The sequence below is a fragment of the Confluentibacter flavum genome (genome assembly GCF_002843175.1).
Taxonomy (GTDB): domain Bacteria; phylum Bacteroidota; class Bacteroidia; order Flavobacteriales; family Flavobacteriaceae; genus Confluentibacter; species Confluentibacter flavum.
The window spans coordinates 199437-221710 of record NZ_PJEO01000016.1; the positions used below are offsets into that span (position 1 = coordinate 199437).

At 34.8% G+C, this 22274-nt stretch carries 15 protein-coding genes; 10 read left to right on the forward strand and 5 right to left on the reverse strand.

Features of this window, described 5'->3' with window-relative positions; translation table 11 throughout:
* Positions 1-21 precede the first annotated feature (21 nt).
* Positions 22-696 (reverse strand): response regulator, encoded by a 675-nt coding sequence (locus CSW08_RS06010; protein ID WP_106658998.1) that lies wholly within the window; start codon positions 694-696, stop codon positions 22-24.
* Between the two features lie 9 nt (positions 697-705).
* Positions 706-2751 (reverse strand): tetratricopeptide repeat-containing sensor histidine kinase, encoded by a 2046-nt coding sequence (locus CSW08_RS06015; protein WP_106658999.1) that lies wholly within the window; start codon positions 2749-2751, stop codon positions 706-708.
* Positions 2752-3059: 308 nt separating this feature from the next.
* Between CSW08_RS06015 and CSW08_RS06020 the strand changes: the two genes are divergently transcribed.
* From CSW08_RS06020 to CSW08_RS06035, 4 genes are all read left to right on the forward strand, one after another.
* Complete coding sequence (locus CSW08_RS06020) at positions 3060-4466, forward strand: glycogen synthase (protein WP_106659000.1); 1407 nt, start codon at positions 3060-3062, stop codon at positions 4464-4466.
* Between the two features lie 6 nt (positions 4467-4472).
* A complete protein-coding gene (locus tag CSW08_RS06025) occupies positions 4473-5738 on the forward strand; it encodes a glucose-1-phosphate adenylyltransferase (RefSeq protein WP_106659001.1) in 1266 nt (421 codons plus the stop codon).
* 3 nt (positions 5739-5741) lie between these two features.
* Positions 5742-7652, forward strand: coding sequence for a 1,4-alpha-glucan branching protein GlgB (gene glgB / locus CSW08_RS06030; protein ID WP_106659002.1), 1911 nt, complete (start codon positions 5742-5744; stop codon positions 7650-7652).
* 143 nt (positions 7653-7795) lie between these two features.
* The gene (locus tag CSW08_RS06035; protein ID WP_106659003.1) at positions 7796-10201 is read left to right on the forward strand and encodes a glycoside hydrolase family 31 protein; all 2406 of its coding nucleotides are present in this window, start codon (positions 7796-7798) and stop codon (positions 10199-10201) included.
* A gap of 179 nt (positions 10202-10380) precedes the next feature.
* On the opposite strand, the gene CSW08_RS06040 is transcribed toward CSW08_RS06035, so the two are convergent.
* Both CSW08_RS06040 and CSW08_RS06045 read right to left on the reverse strand, forming a co-directional pair.
* Complete coding sequence (locus tag CSW08_RS06040) at positions 10381-12219, reverse strand: cation:proton antiporter (protein WP_106659004.1); 1839 nt, start codon at positions 12217-12219, stop codon at positions 10381-10383.
* A gap of 148 nt (positions 12220-12367) precedes the next feature.
* Entirely contained in the window at positions 12368-14125 is a 1758-nt protein-coding gene (locus tag CSW08_RS06045) for an SLC13 family permease (protein ID WP_238987209.1), read from the reverse strand.
* Positions 14126-14232: 107 nt separating this feature from the next.
* On the opposite strand from CSW08_RS06045, the gene CSW08_RS06050 reads away from it, so the two are divergent.
* On the forward strand, positions 14233-16017 hold the full coding sequence (locus tag CSW08_RS06050; protein ID WP_106659006.1) for a cation:proton antiporter: 1785 nt from the start codon (positions 14233-14235) through the stop codon (positions 16015-16017).
* Here CSW08_RS06050 and CSW08_RS06055 read toward each other — a convergent pair.
* Positions 16014-16346 carry a DUF202 domain-containing protein gene (locus CSW08_RS06055; RefSeq protein WP_106659024.1) on the reverse strand — a complete coding sequence of 111 codons (333 nt, stop codon included), beginning with the start codon at positions 16344-16346 and terminating at the stop codon, positions 16014-16016. The two genes, CSW08_RS06050 and CSW08_RS06055, sit on opposite strands and share 4 nt — an antisense overlap.
* A 211-nt stretch (positions 16347-16557) precedes the next feature.
* Here CSW08_RS06055 and CSW08_RS06060 point away from each other — a divergent pair, with 211 nt between their 5' ends.
* The 5 genes from CSW08_RS06060 to CSW08_RS06075 form a co-directional block, all read left to right on the forward strand.
* Positions 16558-17418, forward strand: coding sequence for an MBL fold metallo-hydrolase (locus tag CSW08_RS06060; protein ID WP_106659007.1), 861 nt, complete (start codon positions 16558-16560; stop codon positions 17416-17418).
* Between the two features lie 30 nt (positions 17419-17448).
* On the forward strand, positions 17449-19053 hold the full coding sequence (locus CSW08_RS06065; protein WP_106659008.1) for a S8 family peptidase: 1605 nt from the start codon (positions 17449-17451) through the stop codon (positions 19051-19053).
* A 13-nt stretch (positions 19054-19066) separates the two neighbouring features.
* Positions 19067-20896 (forward strand): M1 family metallopeptidase, encoded by a 1830-nt coding sequence (locus CSW08_RS06070; protein WP_106659009.1) that lies wholly within the window; start codon positions 19067-19069, stop codon positions 20894-20896.
* A 108-nt stretch (positions 20897-21004) separates the two neighbouring features.
* The gene (locus CSW08_RS18235) at positions 21005-21439 is read left to right on the forward strand and encodes a transposase (RefSeq protein WP_203226826.1); all 435 of its coding nucleotides are present in this window, start codon (positions 21005-21007) and stop codon (positions 21437-21439) included.
* On the forward strand, positions 21439-22274 hold an 836-nt coding region (locus CSW08_RS06075), incomplete at its 3' end, for an IS3 family transposase (protein WP_203226825.1). The genes CSW08_RS18235 and CSW08_RS06075, both read left to right, overlap by 1 nt.

Consider the following 22274-nt stretch of genomic DNA (forward strand, 5'->3'; position numbering starts at 1 on the left):
GCTGTTAAAATACGCTTGTTGTTAAATAAACCCTTTTTCTTCAGCAATTCTGAAAAGATCCCTGTCTTCTTTATCGGTTAAATTAAAAATCTCTTTAAGCACACGTTTTCTTTTTTCTAATGCAGAGATAGATAATGGTATGATGTCAGGCAATTGACTCATTTTTGTGCCTTTGGACAACTCATACAATAACTTTCTGTCTATAGCATCTATTAAAAAATCATTAGACGTTAGCTTACGCATTAATTCAATTACCGATTTACTATAATAAGGATTGCCTTCAATTATGGATTCCATAGCCAAAACCAGTTCATTAGGGTTTAGATCATTCTTTATTAAAAACCCTTCTGGATTTAAGCTTTTAAAAATAGAATTAATTCTATAATTATCATTAAATGTCGTTGATACTATTATTTTAGAATTAGGCAATAATTCTATTATTTTAAGTCCCAAATCTTCCCCAGATAATAGTATACCTTCTTTAGATGGCGGTAATTTAATGTCTAACAAAATAATATCCAGTCCTTGTTGCTTTGAAGCTTCATTAATCTTTAAGTATGCGGCATCACAATTATTAGCTGTACTAATTTTGAAATTTAATTTGGGGTTCTTCAAGCTAATTTGAGAGAATGCCTTTTTATAAGCTTCTGTTATTAGCGGATGATCTTCAATAATTAAAACATGATATGTATTCATAACTAAAAATTAAACCGGGATAATTATGTGTATTACCGTTTTTTTATTTGGTATGGTATCTATTTTAAAAGAACCCTTTAGCTTTTGAACTCTTGATGCTATATTTTTTAAGCCAATACCTTTTTTGTCACTACTAACATCAAAACCCACCCCATCATCTTCTATAATCAAATTTAAACGTTCTGCTTCTAAATAAAAATTAATCAGAACATGATTGGCTTTTGAGTGTTTAATAATGTTTTGTATGGCTTCTTGAAGGATTCTATACATATTAACTTTTGTAAAATCATTAATGTTATCAAATAAAATACTTCTATTTATAATTTCATATTTAAAATCACCTATAAGACTTTGGTTTTTTAAATATTGATCTATTATGGATTCAAAATTTGTTTTTGTCAAGGCTTCATCTCCTTTGAGCTCATGGGACAATGACCTGATTTCCTTTTCAATCTTTTGGATTTCGTCTAAAAACCGATGATAATCCTCTATAGTGTCATTATCCCCTTTTAAATCCAAAAAGCCCAAATTCATTCGGGTCCCTAGCAGCTGGCTCAATATCCCATCATGTAAATCTTCTGATATTCTATGGCGCTCTTGCATTCTACCCTCCTCCAATTTGGCTTGCTGCCTAAGCATTAAACCATAAATTTCTTGATTGGCCTCTTGTTGTTCTTTGTCAAAAAGAAGCCGTTGGTTCTTTCCTTGTTGTAGCCTTATAAAATATAGTAACCCCAAACTTAGTATAAAAATGACCGCTATAATGGATATTAATATGTTTTGCGTGCTTAGGCGTTCAGTCTCTTTTATATATTCATCGGTCTCAAATTGTATTCGAGCAAATTTGTTTCTGTTGGCCCGCTCATTCGTTATTAAGCTATCAGTAAGCGCTATGTATTCATATAAATAGGCCTTGCCCTCATCACCTTTTTTTAGTTTAGACAGCTGTTTTAAGGCACGTAATTTTTCTTCATATCTACGAGTACTTTTGCTTACCCTGTAAGCCTTTTCGGCATAAGAAAGAGCTTTTTCTTTTTTGTTAATGGCCTCGTAGAACTTAGACATATCATTACTACTAGCGGATAGTTCATAGGGTAATTGTAAATCCTCAAAAATGCGATGGGCCTTGTTGAAAAGGGAATCAATCTTTTTTACATTTTTATCTTTGTCCAAAAACATGGTATAGGCTATATTGTTTAGAATAGCGCCATATGAACTAGGGTCTTTTTTGGATAATTCGCCGTCCTCAAGTAATTCGTAATATATAATAAGAGCCTTTTTGTAATTACCCATTAGTTTATAAACTTCCGCCATGTTGATTAATGCATATAACTTATTTTGATATTTATTTGGTATTATATTACTAATCTCCAATGATTTTTGAAAGTAATCTACTGCTTTCTGATATTCTTTAAGGTCTTTTAAGTTCAATCCCAATAAATTATATGCATCTGATAAAAATTCTAGGCTTTCTTGGCTTTCTGGAACCGTTAAAATTAAATTAATTGCGTTTATTATTGTCTCTTGACTTCCGACATAATCCTGTTCGACTTTTTGCAAATTAGCTATGTTATTGTATATATCTGCTTGGTATATTTTATATTTATTTTCTTCATATGAGGAACTGTTTTCAATATACTTTATAGCATTGTAATAGTAATAATAAGCACTATCATTTGCTTTTTCGGAACGAGCATATATATATCCTAATCTCATAAATGTATGATAGATATTTAATGTGTCATGTAAAGCATAGGCGTCTTTTAGGTTTTTATGTAGCAATGTTTTTGTTTTATCAAAATATTTACCATTATGTAAATAAACCCAAGCAAGAATACTGTTCGAATTTAAAACTAACGAATCTATACCCATACTTTTTGATAATGCCACAGCTTGTTTTGCATAGGTTATTCGCGTTTCTAAATCAAACTCGTTTTTTTTAGAAAGATGCCTCAATTTTTGTATACTATCTAATTGCTTTTTGAATGTATTAGTTTGGGCCCCTAAACTAGAAACATAAAATAAAAGAAATATATAAAGGTATCTTTTGCGCATATTTTAATAAAGAACAGAACAAATATAGAAACTAAAACACTCAAGTTATCATTTAAATACAAAAGGCATAAAAGTGTTTTTTTAAGTTATAGAGTATTAAATAAGAAAATATTTAAATTCATCAATAAGATTTTATGACCGTTTTAAATTTAAAAGATTAAGATTTCTTAAAGCTTTTGGCTTTTTATGCTATATTATTATAGAAAATTTTGATTAAACTTGATTCTGTAATATTTTCTTTAAAAATAAAATTTAGCTGAAAAAATGTATAATATTTTTGTATGTTTATAAACTAAGCTAAATTTCAAATGAAGATTATTCACGTAAGTGCAGAATGTTACCCTGTTGCAAAAGTTGGAGGACTTGCAGATGTTGTTGGAGCATTACCAAAATATCAAAATGGTCCTAAAATCTCTTCCCAAGTTATCATGCCTTTTTATGATAATGCGTTTACTAAAGAAAATCTGTTTTCAACCATATATAAGGCAAATCTAAATTTAGGCGGCACGTCTTATGAATTTAGAATTTTAACCCTAAAGGAAAAACCTCTTGATTTTGATGTTTTCTTTGTTGATGTTCCAGGACTTATTTTCAAAGAGTTTGTCTATTCATTTAATGATACCGAGCGTTTTTTAGCGTTTCAAATCGCTACTTTAGATTGGATGCTTACATGGGATACATTTCCAGATATTATTCATTGTCACGATCATCATACAGGGCTTATCCCATTCATGCTCCAAGAAAGTTATAAGTATGAGGCTTTTAGAAAAATCCCCAACATTTTAACCATACATAATGCGCAATATCAAGGTTGGTTTTCTCATGAAAAAGTAGGCTTAATTCCTCCCTTTAATTTTAACCATGTTGGTTTATTGGATTGGGGCGGAAATGTAAACCCTTTAGCAGCTGCCATAAAATGTGCTTGGTGGGTTACAACGGTCTCGCCTAGCTATATGGAAGAATTAAAAATAGCCGCCAACGGTTTAGAGAGTTTACTAAGCGAAGAAAGCTCAAAATGTTCTGGTATATTAAACGGTATAGATTGGAACGTTTGGAATCCTGAAACCGACCCTTATATTATTGAAAATTACAATACTAAAACCGTTGAATCTGGCGCTTTGGCTAATAAAAAATATTTGTGTGATACATTTAATTTAGATTTTGAAAAACCTCTTTTTGCATTTATTGGAAGATTGGTTGACGAAAAAGGGTCTGATTTATTTCCTGAAGTATTCAAATTGGCTCTAGAAAAAACCAATGCTACTATATTATTATTGGGCTCGGGAAATAAGTTTGTCGAAAATCAATTAGAAGCTTTAAAAAATGATTATATTGGAACTTATAACGCTTTTATTGGGTATGATGAAAAGCTATCACATATTATTTATGCGGGAGCCGATTTTTTACTAATGCCTTCTCGAGTTGAACCCTGCGGTTTAAATCAAATGTATGCTTTAAGGTATGGAACCATTCCTGTTGTAAGAAGCATTGGAGGTTTAAAAGATACCGTTATAGATATTTCAGAAAAAAATGGGTTTGGGATATGCCATGAAGAGGTTACTGTTTTAGACATAATAAATGCTATGGATAGGGCTGTCGCTCTTTATAAAGAGGAATTAAAATATAAAAAACTAAGAAGCAAAATCATGGAAATAGATCATTCCTGGGATGTTTCCGCACAAGAATACATAAATTTATATAACTCCATAAACTAACTAATTATGATTAACAATAAGGTTTTAGCCATCATATTAGGTGGCGGTCAAGGTTCCAGATTGCACCCGTTAACAGAAAACAGATCTAAGCCTGCGGTACCTATAGCAGGAAAATACAGATTGGTAGATATCCCTATATCTAATTGTATTAATGCCGACATTAAACGTATATTTGTGTTAACCCAGTTCAATTCGGCCTCATTAAATCGCCATATTAAAGATACTTATCATTTCAGTTTTTTTAGTAGTGCATTCGTTGACGTTCTTGCGGCAGAGCAAACACCTGCAAATAAAGGCTGGTTTCAAGGAACTGCAGATGCTGTTCGCCAAAGTATGCATCACTTCTTAAGATATGATTTTGAATACGCTTTAATACTCTCTGGTGACCAATTATACCAAATGGATTATGATAAAATGATAGAAGCTCATGCAAAAAATAATGCAGAAATTTCCATTGCAACCATACCTGTTAATGCAAAAGATGCTACTTCTTTCGGTATATTAAAATCTAACGAAGAGAGTTTAGTAACCTCTTTCATTGAAAAACCAGACGCTAGTTTATTACCTGATTGGGCTTCGGATGTTAGTGACGAGATGAAACGTGAGGGGCGCCATTATCTAGCCTCTATGGGTATTTATATATTTAACAGAGACCTTTTAGTCGAATTGATGAATGACTCGTCTACAATAGATTTTGGAAAGGAAATTATCCCGCAATCTATAGAAAAACATAAAACATTAAGTTATCAATACGAAGGGTATTGGACAGATATTGGAAATATTGATTCCTTTTTTGAAGCAAATATTGGTTTAACAGACAATATTCCTAAATTTGATTTATACGATAGAAATAAACGTATTTATACCCATGCCAGAATGTTACCAACTACAAAAATGGCAGGAACAACTTTAGATAAAGCGGTAATTGCAGAAGGGTGCATCATTAGTGCAGCTAAAATTGAACAATCCGTCATTGGTATTCGATCCAGAATTGGTAAAGAATCTACAGTTATAAAAACCTATATGATGGGTAGCGATTATTATGAAACACTAAAAGAAATTGAAGAAAAGCAAATAAGAATCTTAATGGGCATTGGTGAACGGTGCTTTATTAAAAATGCTATTCTCGATAAAAATTGTCGTATAGGTGATGACGTAAAAATAAATGGTGGTGATCACTTAGAAGACACAGAAACAGAAACCTATGCCATAAGAGATGGTATTGTAGTAATTAAAAACGGAGCAACTATTCCTCACGGATTTGTAATTTAATATATGGCACAAGTAAAAGTTTATAGTCTATTTACAGACTTCGATATCAACCTTTTTAAAGCGGGTAAACACTATAGGCTTTTCGAAAAATTTGGATCTCACATAGTTACTGTTGATGGTATTGAAGGTACTTATTTCGCAGTATGGGCACCTAGCGCTAAGCAAGTTTCTGTTATTGGTGATTTTAACTTTTGGGCAGAAGGCGAGCATCAATTAAACGTGCGTTGGGACAGCAGTGGTATCTGGGAAGGATTTATTCCTTTAATTGGAAAAGGCAACCTATATAAATATAAAATTGAAAGTCATAATAACGGCATAAAAACTGAAAAGGCAGACCCCTACGCCAGACGTAGTGAGCACCCTCCAAAAACAGCTTCGGTTGTTTGGGAAGACTCCTATAAATGGAAAGACAGTGACTGGATGAAAAAACGCAAAAAACACAATGCGTTAGACGCTCCATATTCTGTTTATGAAGTGCATTTAGGTTCATGGAAAAGACACGTAGAAGAAGACCGTTTCCTGTCTTATTTTGAGTTAGCGGATGATTTGGTTACCTATGTGAAAGACATGAATTTCACGCACGTAGAACTCATGCCCATCATGGAATTTCCTTATGACCCATCATGGGGCTACCAATTAACTGGCTATTTTGCACCCTCATCACGATTTGGTTATCCTGAAGAATTTAAATATCTAGTAGATAAACTACATCAAAACGATATTGGTATTATTTTAGATTGGGTACCTTCCCACTTCCCTGAAGATGCGCATGGTTTAGGTTTTTTTGATGGCTCTTGCTTATATGAACATCCCGACAAAAGAAAAGGTTATCACCAAGATTGGAAAAGCTTGATTTTTAATTATGGTAGAAACGAGGTAAAATCGTTTTTAATAAGTAATGCCGTATTTTGGTTAGAACAGTATCATACAGATGCTTTGCGTGTAGATGCTGTAGCTTCTATGTTGTTTTTGGATTATTCCAGGGAAGAAGGCGAATGGGAACCAAATATTTATGGTGGTCGAGAAAATTTAGATGCTATTGCGTTTTTAAAAGAATTAAATGAAGAAGTTTATAAATCGTTCCCAGACGTACAAACCATTGCCGAAGAATCTACCGCCTTTACTGGCGTTTCTAAACCTGTTTTTTTAGGCGGTTTAGGTTTTGGAATGAAATGGATGATGGGCTGGATGCACGATACCCTTGATTATTTTTCGAAAGACCCTATTTATAGGCAATATCATCAAAACGACATTACGTTTAGTTTGGCCTACGCATTTACCGAAAATTTTATGCTTCCATTATCCCATGACGAAGTGGTGTACGGGAAAAATTCTATTTTAGGAAGAATGCCAGGCGATGAGTGGCAACGCTTTGCAAACCTGCGTCTGCTTTACGGTTATATGTTTACGCACCCAGGAACGAAGTTGTTGTTTATGGGAAGTGAATTCGGTCAATATAACGAATGGGATTTTCAAGGTAGTTTAGATTGGAATTTGCTGGATTTTAAACCGCACAAAGATTTAAAAAACTATTTTAAAGCTTTAAATACATTTTATAAATCCCAATCTGGTTTATTTGAAAAACAATTTAGCCACGATGGTTTTGAATGGATTAGCTATGATGACCACCAAAACTGTGTCATTAGCTACATAAGAAAAGGAAACAATCCAGAAAATGATGTTGTGGTTTTGTGTAATTTAACACCTACCGTCTATAAAAAATATAAAATTGGTGTTCCTGTAACAGGTAAACTGGTAGAAATATTTAATAGTGATGCTGTTGAATTTGGAGGTAGTGGTGTTTCAAATAAAAGGGCGGTCACCATAAAAAATGACTCATGGAATGGCAAAAAAAATTCAGCTCAAATCACGTTGCCTCCTTTAAGTATGGTCGCTTTTAGTATAAAATCATAGAAACATTTTGAGATTTATACAATTATACCGTTGATAATTTATGCAAGCCATAAATTATTAACGGTATTTTTAATGAATAGTGACAACAAAAGCTTATTAAATTTATTATTTTCGATAATTAATTATACCTTTTAATTTTATATATGATATTAAACACCGAATTAGAATTTAAAGGGAACTTATTTCCCACCAAAATAATATCTTACGTAAAAAACAGGGACACTTTAACGTTTACTTCAGAAAACGGAGTGGCACTACAAGTTACCGTGGTTAGAGACAGTGTATTGAGATTCAGATTTACCACAACATCTGTTTTTGAAAAAGATTTCTCATATGCCATAACAAAATATGCTAGTAGAGGCTATAATTTTCTTGAAGTAACAGAAGATGATGCTTTTTACATCATTACCACATCAAAATTAATTTGTAACATTTCAAAAACCGATTTAAGAAGTTTTATTTATGATGCTAAAGATAAAACCCTTTTATGTGAAGACGAATTAGGTTTTCATTGGGAAGAGAATTATCACTTTGGCGGTAACATTGTTAAAATGTCTAAAACATCGCAAGACAGTGAAAGTTACTATGGTTTGGGCGATAAACCTACAGACAACAATCTGAAAGGCAAACGTTTTGAAAACTGGGTAACAGATTCTTATGCCTTTGGTAAAAATACAGATCCTATATACAAAGCCATTCCTTTTTATACCGCTTTACACCACGGCAAATCGTATGGAATCTTTTTTGACAATACGTTTAAAACTGAATTTGATTTTTGTCAAGAAAGAAGAAATATTACCAGTTTTTGGGCGCATGGTGGCGAAATGAATTATTATTTCATCTATGGCCCTGCCATGTCTGACGTAGTTGCTAATTATACGGATTTAACAGGGAAACCACATGAAATGCCTGCGCTTTGGACTTTAGGCTATCATCAATGCAAATGGAGTTATTACCCTGAGTCTAACGTAAAGGAAATTGCCAATAAGTTTAGGGAGTTGCAAATTCCCTGTGATGCCATCTATCTGGACATCGATTATATGGAAGGATTTAGGTGTTTTACTTGGAGTAAAGAATATTTCCCCGACCCTAAAAGAATGGTCAAGGAATTAGCAGACCAAGGCTTTAAAACCATTGTTATTATTGATCCGGGAATTAAAATAGATAAAGATTATTGGGTTTACCAAGAAGGCATAGAAAATGATTATTTCTGTAAGCGTGCCGATGGGCCTTATATGAAAGGTAAAGTTTGGCCGGGGGAGTGTTATTTCCCAGATTTTACAAACCCCGAAGTTCGCGAATGGTGGTCCGATTTATTTAAGGAACTTGTAGAAGATATCGGCGTGAAAGGCGTTTGGAACGATATGAACGAACCTGCCGTTATGGATGTGCCAGGAAAATCGTTTCCAGATGATGTAAGACATGAATATGAAGGCAACCATTGCAGCCATAGAAAAGCACACAACATTTATGGTATGCAAATGGCTCGTGCTACGTATCAAGGGCTTAAAAAGTTCTCTTACCCAAAGAGACCTTTTGTTATAACTCGAGCTGCTTACGCTGGCACCCAACGTTACACGTCTAGTTGGACTGGTGATAATGTAGCATCTTGGGAACACCTTACCATTGCCAATGTACAAGCGCAACGCATGTGTATGTCTGGTTTTTCATTTATTGGATCGGATATTGGTGGGTTTGCCGAACAGCCAAACGGAGAATTATATGCCCGATGGATACAATTAGGTATTTTCCATCCATTTTGTAGAACACATTCCTCTGGAGATCATGGCGACCAAGAACCTTGGGCTTTTGGTAGAAATATTACCGATATTGTTAGGAAATTCATTGAGCTAAGATACCAGTTACTTCCTTATTTATATACCGCTTTCTGGAAATATGCCAGTGAAGGTATCCCCATTTTAAAATCGTTGGTGCTATTTGACCAAGAAGACCGCCATACACACCATAGAAATGACGAATTTATTTTTGGTGAAAAAATACTTGTTTGTCCTGTAAATGCCCCCAACTCCAGAGGAAGACGGATGTATTTCCCTAGAGGAAATTGGTACAACTTATGGACAGATGAATTGGTTGAAGGTGGGCAAGAGCTTTGGGTAGATGCCGATTTAGACAGTATGCCAATCTTTATTAAAGAGGGAGCCATGATTCCTAAATACCCGGTACAACAATATGTTGGAGAAAAAATTATTGATGAATTAAAGTTTGATGTGTATTATAAACCCGGAAAGGAATCGTCTCAATTATTTGAAGATGCCCATGATGGCTATGATTATATTAAAGGCAGATATAGTTTTAGGGAATTTAATTTAATTGGTAAAGAAAAAGAACTCATCATCCAACAACATAAATCGGGGAAATTTGATGCCCCGTATCAAACGTTTAAATTAGAACTTCATGGTTTACCGTTTAAAGCTGCAAAGGTTACAATCGATAAAGAAGGGTTCATCTGTGAGGAAATCGTTGTTAATGGTGAAACAACCATCATCGTTGATAAAAACTTTAGGGAAGTCGTTATAACAAGTTTATAGATCGCAACGCCATGTTTCAATTATTAATGAATGGCATCCGAAAGGATGCCATTCATTAATATTGTTCAAGAATAATTTAAAGTAAAGTGGTTTACTAAAACTAGCCATTTCTATTTCAGGTGTCGAAACCAGTATTTTTTTAATTTATTAATTCATCGGAAAATCTTGTTCCTTTTCAATCACACTTTTTCAATATCAAACGGCTTCCCTAAATAGACAAGTTGATATCCCTGTTTAATGGATTTTAATACCTCTAGTTTGCGCGAAGAAATAATATGAAGCTCACCTTCAGGATCTTTAACAAAAAGCGGAATGATTTCACCATCGTTGTTAGTTGTCTCTATTAGCTTTTCAAAGTGTTCCTTATCTTCTAAATCAATTTCTTGTATGGATGGATATTTTCTAGTCACTTCAATTAGAGAGCCAAAATCGTGCTTGTAAGAAAACAAACCTTCCTTAGGGATGTTGTTATTGTTAGATATTTCCTCTGAAGAAATCAATCTAAAGGCCCCGTTTTCACCAAATTGCCTGCTAAATTTATTGATAGCGTACAAGTTAATCTCTGGGTTCCCTGTTAATGCTAATAAATAACCAACATCACTTAACTCTATGTTATCCACTAAATTATCTGAATAAATATCCGTTATTGAAGCTTCCAAACCCAATTCTTTGGCTTTCTCAATGTTTCTCTCGTTACTATCAATTAATACTACATGTCTATCATTGGACACAAGGTAATGCCCTATTATTCTTGATACTTTTGAAGCTCCTACAATTAAAATACCTTTTGAATCTTTAAGAAAAACACCAACCAGTTTAGCAAACAAACGTGCAGTCGTGGCATTAAGCAAAACGGTGCCCAAAACAATCATAAATACCAAGGGTGTAATATATTCTGCCCCTTCAACACCTTGTTTTAAGAGCTTGCTTCCAAAAAGAGATGCAATACCGGCAGCAACAATGCCACGAGGTCCAACCCAGCTTATAAATACCTTTTCCTTTGTTTCTAATTCAGAGCCCATAGTGCTTAAAAAAACAGCCAATGGTCTTAATAAAAAAACAACTGATGCGAAAAGAATGACTGTTTTCCAAGTGTAAAGCAGCATTAAGTCCTCCATATTGATGTTCGCCGCAAGCAAAATAAACAAGATTGAGATAAGTAATACGCTTAAACTCTCTTTAAAATAAAGAAGCTCTTTAATGTTTTGAAGCTTTCCATCTCCTAAAACCATGCCCATTACAACCACAGCCAATAACCCAGATTCATGTGCAAAAATTTCAGATTCAACAAAAACCAACAATACCGTTGATAGCGACACAACATTTAAGAGGTAATGTGGTATAAAATTTTTGTTTATGGCAAAGGCCAAAGCGCGGGCAAAAGTAAACCCAAAAGTGGTTCCAAACAATATAATTTTACCAAACTCCATTAAGGCTGTTTGTGTAAAACCGCTACGTCCTCCAACACTAATAAACTCAAACACCAATACAGCAACTAACGCCCCAATGGGGTCTATTAAAATACCTTCCCATTTCAGCACCGTTGAAATGTCTTTTTTTAAAGGGATATTTCTTAAAATTGGTGTTATTACCGTAGGCCCCGTTACTATAATAAGAGCAGAGAATAAAAACGACAAATCCCAACTTAATCCAAAAATTAATCTTGCCAATAAACCTGCGCCAAAAAAGGTAACTGCCGATCCTAGCGTGATTAATTTGGTTATAATAGGGCCAACTGTTTTAATTTCAGCACGCTTTAATGTTAAGCCTCCTTCAAAAAGTATTATACTAATGGCCAATGAAACAAAGTAGTATAATCCATCGCCAGGAAATAGTCCTTTTTTGCCGTTCCAAATAGGCTCAATCCACTTAGATCCATCTTTACTTAAAAACTCTGCTGCTATAGGGCCCACCAGCAACCCTATTAATATTAAAGGCAAAATTGCTGGGATTTTCAACTTCCATGCTACCCATTGAGCCAATATCCCAAAAATGATGATTCCCGCTAATTCTATCATAAACTATATTCGGTGTTAAATTACAATTTTATTCTATTTTATCAGGCTTATTTATGGCTAAGGGATATGTTTTAATTCCTTTAATCAAATCTATCCGGTAAAACGCCTAGGCTTTACTAAATAAAATCTTAATTTCTTTTATCAGTTTTTAAAAAGGAAAAAAATAAGGAATAACAAAGGATGCGGCTATCCAAATTATTAAATTTAAAGGGGTTCCTACTCGTAAAAAATCATTAAACTTATAGTTTCCAGGCGCATATACCATGGTATTTGTTGGATAGCTCATGGGCGTCATAAACGTTAGTGAACAAGCAAACATAACGGCCACCAAAAAAGGGCGTTCGCTAACTTCCATGATGGCTGCTAGGCTTATAACAACAGGCGTTAGTAATGCGGCTGTGGCTTTACTAGAAATAAGGTTTGTTGAAATAAAGGTTATTAAATACAATAAACTTAACGTAATGTGCGGGTTGTATTGCCCCAATGTGTCTTGTATAAAACTAGCAATAAGTTGATCTCCTCCTGTTTTTTCTAATGCCGTTCCCATAGATAATACGCCTGCCATCATAAAAATAACTTTCCATTCTACAGCGTTATAAGCCTCTATAGGTTTTAATATTCTAGTTAAAACCATCAATAAGGCTCCCACCATGGCGCTTATTAATATCGTAGTGAGATTAAGGGATGCTGCTAAAACAACGCCTATTCCAATTAACACAGCGGGTATGGCTTTTTTTAAATCAATCTTTTTCTTTTGATATTCTGAAAGTGTTACAACAAGTTTCTTGTCTTCTAAATTTTTGAGGTCTTCTTTTTCTCCTAAAACCAACAACATATCGCCTTCCATAAGCTTTACTGATGATAATTTATCGAATATAATCTCTCCTCGGTGACGAATTGCCAACACCGACATGTTATAGCGTCTATTAAACTGCATGGATCTTAAAGACCCTTCAGACAAATCGGATCCAAAGGGAATAATAACCTCATAAACATTATAATTGTCGGAGCTGTTTATTAGTTTACTTCCTTTAATCTTATAGCCCTTAACATCCAACAATTTATGAACCATTTGTGGCGGTAAAACGACTTTTAAAACATCGTCTTTTAGAATGATGGTTTTAGGTCCCAAATCATAATTTAAAACCCCTTCTCTCATGATGGACATGATATTTACATTGTAATCTAAAACCAGTTTTGAGTTTACAATGGCTTTATTAATGTCTATACTTCCTTCTACCATAACTATTTCAATAACATATTCCTCTACTTTTTTAGTAAGCTCATTATCTTCTTCTTTACGCTTTGGAAGTAAAAAAGGAGCAATAAAGAAGATGTATAGAAATCCTATAACCAACAAACAAAGCGCAGCAAGACTAAATTCAAACATCCCAAATTCTTCCAATCCATATTTTTTAGCATAACTGCTAACCAAGATATTGGTTGATGTGCCTATAAGTGTGCAAGTACCTCCAAAAAGTGCTGCAAACGATATGGGCATTAATAACCTTCCTGGACTAATATTGGTTTCCCTACAAACCGTTAAAGCTATTGGTAGCATTAAGGCCACTATGGCCGTATCGTTTATAAAGGCTGAAAACACGGCGGTAATAACACAAAACACCACAAGTGCCACTACATAATGAATTTTAGCTAATTTGATAATATGATCGCTTAATCCATTTAAAATACCTGAATTAAAAACGCCACCACTAACAACAAATATACAGCCCAATGTTAAAGTGGCTGGATGATTGAACCCCGAAAAACCTTCTTCTGGATTTAGTACCCCGGCAACAATGAACAAGACCATGATAAGAATTGATGTTGTATCGATAGAAAAATAATCCTTCACGAAAAGAAATACACCTACTAAAATGATTGCCAGAGTTAAATATAAATCCATATACATTAATCGATTGACCGCTAGGTTTCGTTTTCACGAATATAATTAAATCCACCATATATTCTATTCTTAGCGCCTTTTTTGTAAGTTTACATAAAAGGTTAAATATGGAAGGTTATGATATTTTAAGTATCCTACTTGTTTTAATATCTGCCTGGATAGGAGGATTTGCTATGAAAAGAATTGGTTATCCAGCTATTTTAGGTGAACTGCTTGTTGGTATTCTTGTAGGACCCGCTCTACTGGGGTGGATTGATAGTAATTCAACTATTGATGTACTAGCAGAAACGGGCATCATTATGCTCATGGCCTACATTGGGATGGAAATTAACTTTAAGGATCTTGGTAAGGCATCTAAAGCGGGTTTGCTGGCAGCTTTGGGAGGATTCTTAGTCCCATTTATTTTAGGTTATTATGCCATTACCATAAATGGTGGCACACAAATATCAGGATTTTTTGTTGGTATTGCAGTAGGCGTTACTTCTTTAGCTACTAAAAGCAGGATACTCGTTGATCTCAACTTATTGGATACACGTATTGCATATGTGCTAATGGTAGGTGCACTTATATCTGACACGATTGCACTTATTATTTTTGCAGGCCTTAGTAGTTTTATTGATGCTGGTTCTGTAGACACTATGGGCGTTATTATGGTAGCCGTTAAAGCTCTATTGTTTTTTGGCCTTACTTCAGCCTTGGGATTTTATGTACTTCCTTATGTTGGTAAGCTATTTACCAAATACAATATAAAAGATAAAACACTGTATTTTACCCTCTTGCTTGTTATTGTTTTTGGTTTTTCTGAATTAGCTGAAATCGCTGGTTTACATAGCATTCTAGGAGCTTTTATGGCTGGCTTGTTTGTTCGGGATGGTATTTTTGAGAAACAAATAACCAAGCAAGTTAATAGTGTGTTCCATGATGTTTCTATTGGGTTTATGGCACCTATCTTCTTTGTTTCTACGGGATTTCAAGTTACTTTGGACGTTTTTAAAACAGACTTAAACCTCCTTATTTTAATCTTGGTAATTGCCTTTGTTGGTAAAATTCTGGGTACTGTCTTATTTTATTTACCAAGTGGGCACGGTTGGAGAGAGGGTCTCGCCGTTGGTGCCGGTATGAATGGTCGTGGCGCCGTAGAAATTATCATTGCTGGTATTGGCCTACAAAAAGGTGTTATCACTCAAGAAGTGTTTTCTATTTTAGTGTTCATGGCCATCCTAACAACGCTTTCTGTTCCAATCATGCTGACCTGGACTACAAATTGGCTTCAAAAAAGTGGAAAACTTGTTCGACAAAATACAAGAGAAGGTTTTCTTATTATGGGAGCAAACTCTCTGGCTCTACTGATATCAAAATATTTAAAGGACTCTAATACAGTGACCCTTATTGATTCAAATAAAGATCTAGTAGCATCGGCAAAAGCAAATGGTTTTAATTGTATCCATGGAAATGCTCTGGAGTCAAATATCTTGGAAGAAGTTGGAGCAAAAAATTTTAAAACCTTTTTAGGTCTAACCAGTAATAGCGAGATTAACCTTTTGGCTGCCCAACTAGCCTATGATGCTTTTTATATACCTGAAAAACATATAGTTTTAACCTCAGGGGAAGGACGAGCAGGTATTAGCCTTCTTAAATCAATTTCAACATCTACACTTTTTGCGTCAAAAGCAAATATAGATAACTGGATTAAAAAAGTACAAAACAATGAGCATAAAGAGGTATTTGAAAAAGTAGTTCAAAAAATGACCACAAGGCAATGGCTAAAGTCTAAATTAAATGAAAATGTAAAGATTTTACCCATTTTGATTATTGATGAAAATAAAAACAACCGTCCTTTTCATTACAATGACACTATAAATATAGAAGAAAAGGTTCTTTATATTGTTTAACCTTCTTTGTCTCCAATATTGTGTTTTCGCCTTTCTTCGTCTAGAAAATAGACCCTTTTTAAACTTTTTTTAAGTAAAAGAAAGCGATATACCCCTATCACTAAAAAAACAACACTTAAAATTAGCGATAATAAACCCAAGTATTTTATATTCTCAAAACTGTCCAGTTGTAAAAAGGCTATTCCTCCTAAAATCAAATACAACGAAGACCTAATATAAGAGAGTAATGTACGCTCGTTCGCTAAACGTGTGCGCTCAATGGCAAGATAATCCCTTAAAATAACTTCCTCATCAGGTTTGAAATCACGACCGAACCGTAAGAGATCCATTTTTTTTATTTTTAATGGTGCTTCGATAATCCGTTTTAGCTTCATATTAAAAAATTATTTTTATAAATCTAATTGAATTTTTGAAGGATTCAAAAGAATGTTTTGTTTAATTAAAATATAAAAATGTTAAAAAAATCTAATAAAAGTAATGATTTTTGACTTCACATTAACGTTTTTAGTAATTTGCAAGATATTTTACTTTTAGCCCTAAATGCAATTATATCCAATAAATTCCGGAAACTTCAAGTTAGATGGTGGTGCCATGTTTGGCGTCGTTCCAAAATCCATTTGGCAACAAACCAACCCTGCCGATGCCAATAACATGATAGATCTTACCGCCAGATGTTTGCTTATTGAAGATGGTAACAGGCTTATATTGGTCGATACAGGCATGGGCAACAAACAATCTGATAAATTTTTTGGCTATTACTATTTATGGGGTGATGCTACTCTTGAAAAATCACTTAAAAAAAACGGTTTTAGCACCGATGATATTACCGATGTGTTTTTAACTCATCTTCATTTTGACCATTGTGGGGGTGCCATCAACTGGAACAAAAACCATACAGGTTATGAGCCCGCTTTTAAAAATGCCCGTTTTTGGAGCAATAAAAACCATTGGGCATGGGCAACCCAACCCAATAAACGGGAAAAAGCATCGTTTTTAGAAGAGAATATTCGTCCTATTGAAGCTAGCGGACAATTAAAATTTTTATCTCTTCCAGAAGACGATTTACTTAAAAATTCCGAATTGGGTTTTGATGTTTTTTTTGCCAATGGACATACCGACAAACAAATGATTCCCTTGATTCAATACAAAGGAAAAACCATTGCTTTTATGGCCGATTTACTACCTACTGTGGGGCATTTGCCATTACCATTTGTTATGGGTTATGATACAAGGCCTCTATTAACCTTAAACGAGAAAGAAAAATTTCTTAATATAGCGGCAGATAATAATTATTATCTATTTTTAGAACATGACGCTCACAACGAAATAATAACTGTAAAACATACCGAAAAAGGTGTAAGATTAAATGAGGTATTTACTGCCCAAGAGGTTTTCAGTTAACAAACAATAGACTAATTCAAATACATAAAAATGAACAGATTTAAATCATTATCAGTAGCGGCTTTTGCAGCCGTATTAATTTATGGCTGTGGTAGTACCGCGCCAATCCTCTCAACACCTATAGAAAATATAGATACTTCCCCACTAAAAGTTTCGGCTTTGACAGAACAGGAAAAACAAACATGGGGCCACCTAGATTTGGTTAAAGACACCATACCAGGAATGAGTGTGGATAAAGCCTATCAAGACATTATTAAAAACAAAAAAGGAGAAACGGTTATCGTTGCCGTCATTGACACGGGCATTGATATAAACCACGAAGATTTAGATGGTGTTATGTGGACCAATCCAAAAGAAATTCCCAACAATGGCATTGATGATGACAAAAATGGTTATGTAGACGACATCCATGGTTGGAATTTTTTAGGAGATGCCTATAATGAACAATTGGAATTTGTTCGTATTTTAGCCAGCAAAGACACCAATAATCCAGATTATGCTAGGGCAAAAGCCGAGTACGATGAAGAATATCAAAAATACACAGAACTTAAAACGAATTACGAACAGTTTTTACAACAATTAATTACTGCTGATGACATTGTTTCAACGCATTTGAACAAAAAAGAATATACACAAGCAGAGGTTAGTGCCATAAAAGCCGAAAACGAAAAACTGCAACAAGCGGTTGCGCTTATAAAATATGTTTATAGTTTAGATAATGACAGCGTTGCCGAATTTAAAGAACAGCTAAACGAAGGCATCGAACAATTTAATGACCGCCTAAACTATAATTTAAACCTAACATTTAAAGGGCGTTTAAATGGAGATGACCCTGACGACATGTCTACAAAGTATTATGGCAATGGCAATGTGAAGCCAAGTAAAAAAGACGAAAGCCATGGCACGCACGTTGCGGGTATTATTGCTGCAGAACGCAACAATGGCAAAGGTGCCAATGGCGTTGCCAACAATGTAAAAATCATGTCTGTTCGTGCCGTTCCTAATGGAGATGAATACGATAAAGATATTGCTTTAGCCATTCGATATGCCGTTGATAATGGTGCTAAAGTTATTAATGGAAGTTTTGGTAAATACTACTCGCCACATAGTGATTGGGTAAGGGAAGCCATTGCCTATGCAGGAAAACATGATGTATTAATTGTAAAAGCTGCCGGAAATGAAGGTGAAGACTTAGATAAAAAAGCCGTTTACCCTAACGACCAAGTTAATAACGGCCCTGAAGTGTCGGATACGTTTATCACCGTGGGGGCGTTGGAGCCAAAATATGGCGCAAATATGATTGCCGATTTCTCAAATTATGGAAAAATTAACGTGGATGTATTTTCCCCTGGAGCAAAAATATACTCCACCACACCACAAAACGAGTATGATACCAAAGGAGGCACCTCTATGGCAGCTCCTGCAGTTGCTGGTGTTGCTGCGTTAATTCGTTCACTTTATCCAAAATTAAAAGCATCACAAGTGAAAAAGATTCTTATGGAGTCTGGATTACCAATTAAAGCAAATGTAGTCGTTGGTGGTGATACAGAAAATGTAAAGCCGTTTTCAAATTTAACCTCATCAGGAAAAATAGTTAATGCCTATAATGCGTTGATTATGGCTTCTAAGCTATAAAAACCACTATTTAATGAAGAGACTATTTTTATACACTTTATGCTTAACTGTTTTATTTATTTCATGTAAAGGGACTTCGCAAGCCCCGTCAAAAGTTTTGGTTTCTGAAAACCCTTACTATTGGCAACAACATGTAGATTATAAAATGGACATTGATGTGGATGTAAACACCTATCAATACAAAGGAAAACAACAATTAGTTTATACAAATAATTCACCCGATGTGTTACATCGGGTGTTTTACCATTTATATTTTAATGCCTTTCAACCGGATAGCGAAATGGATGTGCGTTCTAGAACCATTCCAGATCCAGACCGTCGGGTTAAGGATCGCATTAGCAAGTTACAGCCCAACGAAATTGGCTATATAAAAGTGAATTCCTTAAAACAAAACGGTACAGAGGTTACACACAAAACCATTGGTACCATTTTAGAAGTTAATTTGGCCAAGTCTATACAACCGGGAGAAAGCGTCGCGTTCGATATGCTTTTTGATGCACAAATTCCAGTGCAAATACGTCGTTCAGGCAGAAACAATTCAGAAGGTATTGCCTTATCCATGGCGCAATGGTATCCAAAATTAGCGGAATATGATGTAGATGGTTGGCATACCGATCCATACATTGCTCGAGAATTTTATGGTGTTTGGGGCGATTTTGATGTAAAAATAACCATTGATAAAAATTATACCATTGGCGGAACGGGTTATTTACAAAACCCAAACGAGATAGGTCATGGTTACGAAACTGGGAAACTAAACGTGCCAAAAACTGATAAGCTCACTTGGCATTTTAAAGCACCCAATGTACACGATTTTACATGGGCAGCCGATCCCGATTATACGCACGATACCCTGCAAGTTCCAAATGGGCCATTGCTTCACTTTTTTTATAAAAGCACCATGCCCCAAAACAAATTGGACAATTGGAAAAAAATACAACCCAAGGCGGTAGAGTTTATGCAATATTTCAGTAATCATATTGGCGACTATCCTTACGAACAATATTCCATTATTCAAGGAGGTGACGGTGGTATGGAATATGCCATGTGTACCCTTCTTTTAGGTGAAGGTACTTATGAAGGCATCATTAAAGGCGTCATATCTCATGAAATGGCACATACGTGGTTTCAGTTTTTATTGGCCACCAACGAATCAAAACACCCTTGGATGGACGAGGGTTTTGCAACCTATGTAGAATATAATGCTGTAAATACCATTTTTAATGAAGGGAAAGTACACCCTTTGGAAGAAGCGTATGACAACTACATATACCTTGCAAAATCGGGAAGGGAACAACCGCAAACAACCCAAGCAGATCGTTATAATTATAATGCGGCTTACAGTATTTCTTCCTATTACAAAGGCGCCGTGTTTTTAGCACAATTGGGTTACGTTATGGGCGAAGACGCTTTACAAGAAACCATTAAAACCTATTTTAAAGAGTGGTCTTTTAAACACCCAAACCCTAACGATTTTATTCGTGTGGCAGAAAAGGTCTCTTGGCTAGAGTTAGATTGGTATTTAACCGATTTTGCCCAAACCACCAACACCATCGATTATGGGGTAAAATCTATGGAGGGGAACACCGTAACCCTAGAACGTATTGGTTTAATGCCAATGCCTATAGATGTTACCGTGACGTATACAGATGACAGCACCGAAGATTTTTACATCCCCTTACGTATGATGCGGGGCGAAAAACCAACCACCGCAACCAAAAAAACCGATTGGGCTTGGGCTTACCCAACCTATAGTTTTGAAACCAAAAAAGCGGTTAAGAGCGTGGTAATAGACCCAAAAAATTTGATGGCGGATATTAATAGGGAGAATAATAAAAAGTAAAATAATTCCTGTTTCTTGATATTTTAAAAACGCCCTCTTTATTAAGAGGGGTTTTTATTTTCTTTGATTTGTCTTGTCCTGAAATAGCGATACACAAAAAGTATCCTTATGGAAAACCACCAAGAAAACCGCTATGTAAAGCGTACACAGAAAGACTACACAATGTCTTTTAAACTACAAGTAGTTCAGGAAATTGAACATGGCAAGTTGTCAACTCATGAAGCTTGCCGCAAATATGGGATCCAGGCACGTTCAACAATAGTTGAATGGTTAAGAAAATTTGGTAGCTTTGATTGGGAAAACAAAACGCCCTCCAATATGCCAAAATCCCCTGAACAAAAAATAATGGAACTGGAAGCAAAGGTCAAGCTACTTGAAAAGCAAAAAGCATTTTTAGAACAGCAAGCTTTCGTTGCCGATAAGAAGGCCATCATATTCGATATGATGATTGATATTGCCGAAAAAGAATATCAAATTGACATCCGAAAAAACTCGTCACCCGAACAATCGACCATTTTAAAGAACAAGAAAAACAAACAGTAATGTTTGCCTGTACTTTGTTCGGGGTAGACAGACAGGTTTATTATCGAAGTATAAAACGTCGCATTATCAAGCAGGACAAGGCAGCATTGGTTGTGAAAATGGTTTTAGAAATCAGAACACAAATGCCAAGGTTAGGAGCCAAAAAGTTGTACTATTTACTAAATCAAGATTTAAAAACATTGAAAATAGGAAGGGATAAATTTATTGATATACTAAGGGCCAACCACTTATTGATCGTTCCAAAGCGTTCGTACCACATAACCACAAACTCACACCATCGCTTTAGAAAGTACAAAAACCAACTACTGGATTTACAAATAACCAGGCCAGAACAGGTTTGGGTGTCGGACATCACTTATATCGGAAAACGAGAGAAACCTTGTTATTTAAGTTTGATAACTGATGCTTATTCAAAGAAAATAGTGGGCTATAATGTGTCTGATAATTTAAATACAGAAAGCAGTTTGGTAGCTTTGAAACTAGCTGTTAAGCAGAGAGGAAACACGGGATTACCGTTGATACACCATTCTGACAGAGGATTGCAATATTGCGCCAATGAATATCAAAAAGAACTCAGTAAGCACAAAATAAACCCAAGTATGACCCAAAACTCTGATCCCTACGAAAATGCTGTGGCAGAAAGAATAAACGGCATCTTAAAGCAGGAATTCAATATTGACAAATACAACAAAGACTTACCAATTATGAAGCAAATAATTAAAGAAACAGTAGCGATTTATAATGAAAAAAGACCGCATTTATCAAATCATATGCTGACTCCAAATCTAATGCACCAGCAAAACAAACTTAAAATGAAAACCTATAAAACTAAATA

What these genes read in the sequence shown, in the direction of transcription:
- CSW08_RS06010 (WP_106658998.1), bottom strand. Translation starts at nt 696, where the DNA reads ATGAATACATATCATGTTTTAATTATTGAAGATCATCCGCTAATAACA.
- CSW08_RS06015 (WP_106658999.1), bottom strand. Translation starts at nt 2,751, where the DNA reads ATGCGCAAAAGATACCTTTATATATTTCTTTTATTTTATGTTTCTAGT.
- CSW08_RS06020 (WP_106659000.1), top strand. Translation starts at nt 3,060, where the DNA reads ATGAAGATTATTCACGTAAGTGCAGAATGTTACCCTGTTGCAAAAGTT.
- CSW08_RS06025 (WP_106659001.1), top strand. Translation starts at nt 4,473, where the DNA reads ATGATTAACAATAAGGTTTTAGCCATCATATTAGGTGGCGGTCAAGGT.
- glgB (WP_106659002.1), top strand. Translation starts at nt 5,742, where the DNA reads ATGGCACAAGTAAAAGTTTATAGTCTATTTACAGACTTCGATATCAAC.
- CSW08_RS06035 (WP_106659003.1), top strand. Translation starts at nt 7,796, where the DNA reads ATGATATTAAACACCGAATTAGAATTTAAAGGGAACTTATTTCCCACC.
- CSW08_RS06040 (WP_106659004.1), bottom strand. Translation starts at nt 12,219, where the DNA reads ATGATAGAATTAGCGGGAATCATCATTTTTGGGATATTGGCTCAATGG.
- CSW08_RS06045 (WP_238987209.1), bottom strand. Translation starts at nt 14,125, where the DNA reads ATGGATTTATATTTAACTCTGGCAATCATTTTAGTAGGTGTATTTCTT.
- CSW08_RS06050 (WP_106659006.1), top strand. Translation starts at nt 14,233, where the DNA reads ATGGAAGGTTATGATATTTTAAGTATCCTACTTGTTTTAATATCTGCC.
- CSW08_RS06055 (WP_106659024.1), bottom strand. Translation starts at nt 16,346, where the DNA reads ATGGATCTCTTACGGTTCGGTCGTGATTTCAAACCTGATGAGGAAGTT.
- CSW08_RS06060 (WP_106659007.1), top strand. Translation starts at nt 16,558, where the DNA reads ATGCAATTATATCCAATAAATTCCGGAAACTTCAAGTTAGATGGTGGT.
- CSW08_RS06065 (WP_106659008.1), top strand. Translation starts at nt 17,449, where the DNA reads ATGAACAGATTTAAATCATTATCAGTAGCGGCTTTTGCAGCCGTATTA.
- CSW08_RS06070 (WP_106659009.1), top strand. Translation starts at nt 19,067, where the DNA reads ATGAAGAGACTATTTTTATACACTTTATGCTTAACTGTTTTATTTATT.
- CSW08_RS18235 (WP_203226826.1), top strand. Translation starts at nt 21,005, where the DNA reads ATGGAAAACCACCAAGAAAACCGCTATGTAAAGCGTACACAGAAAGAC.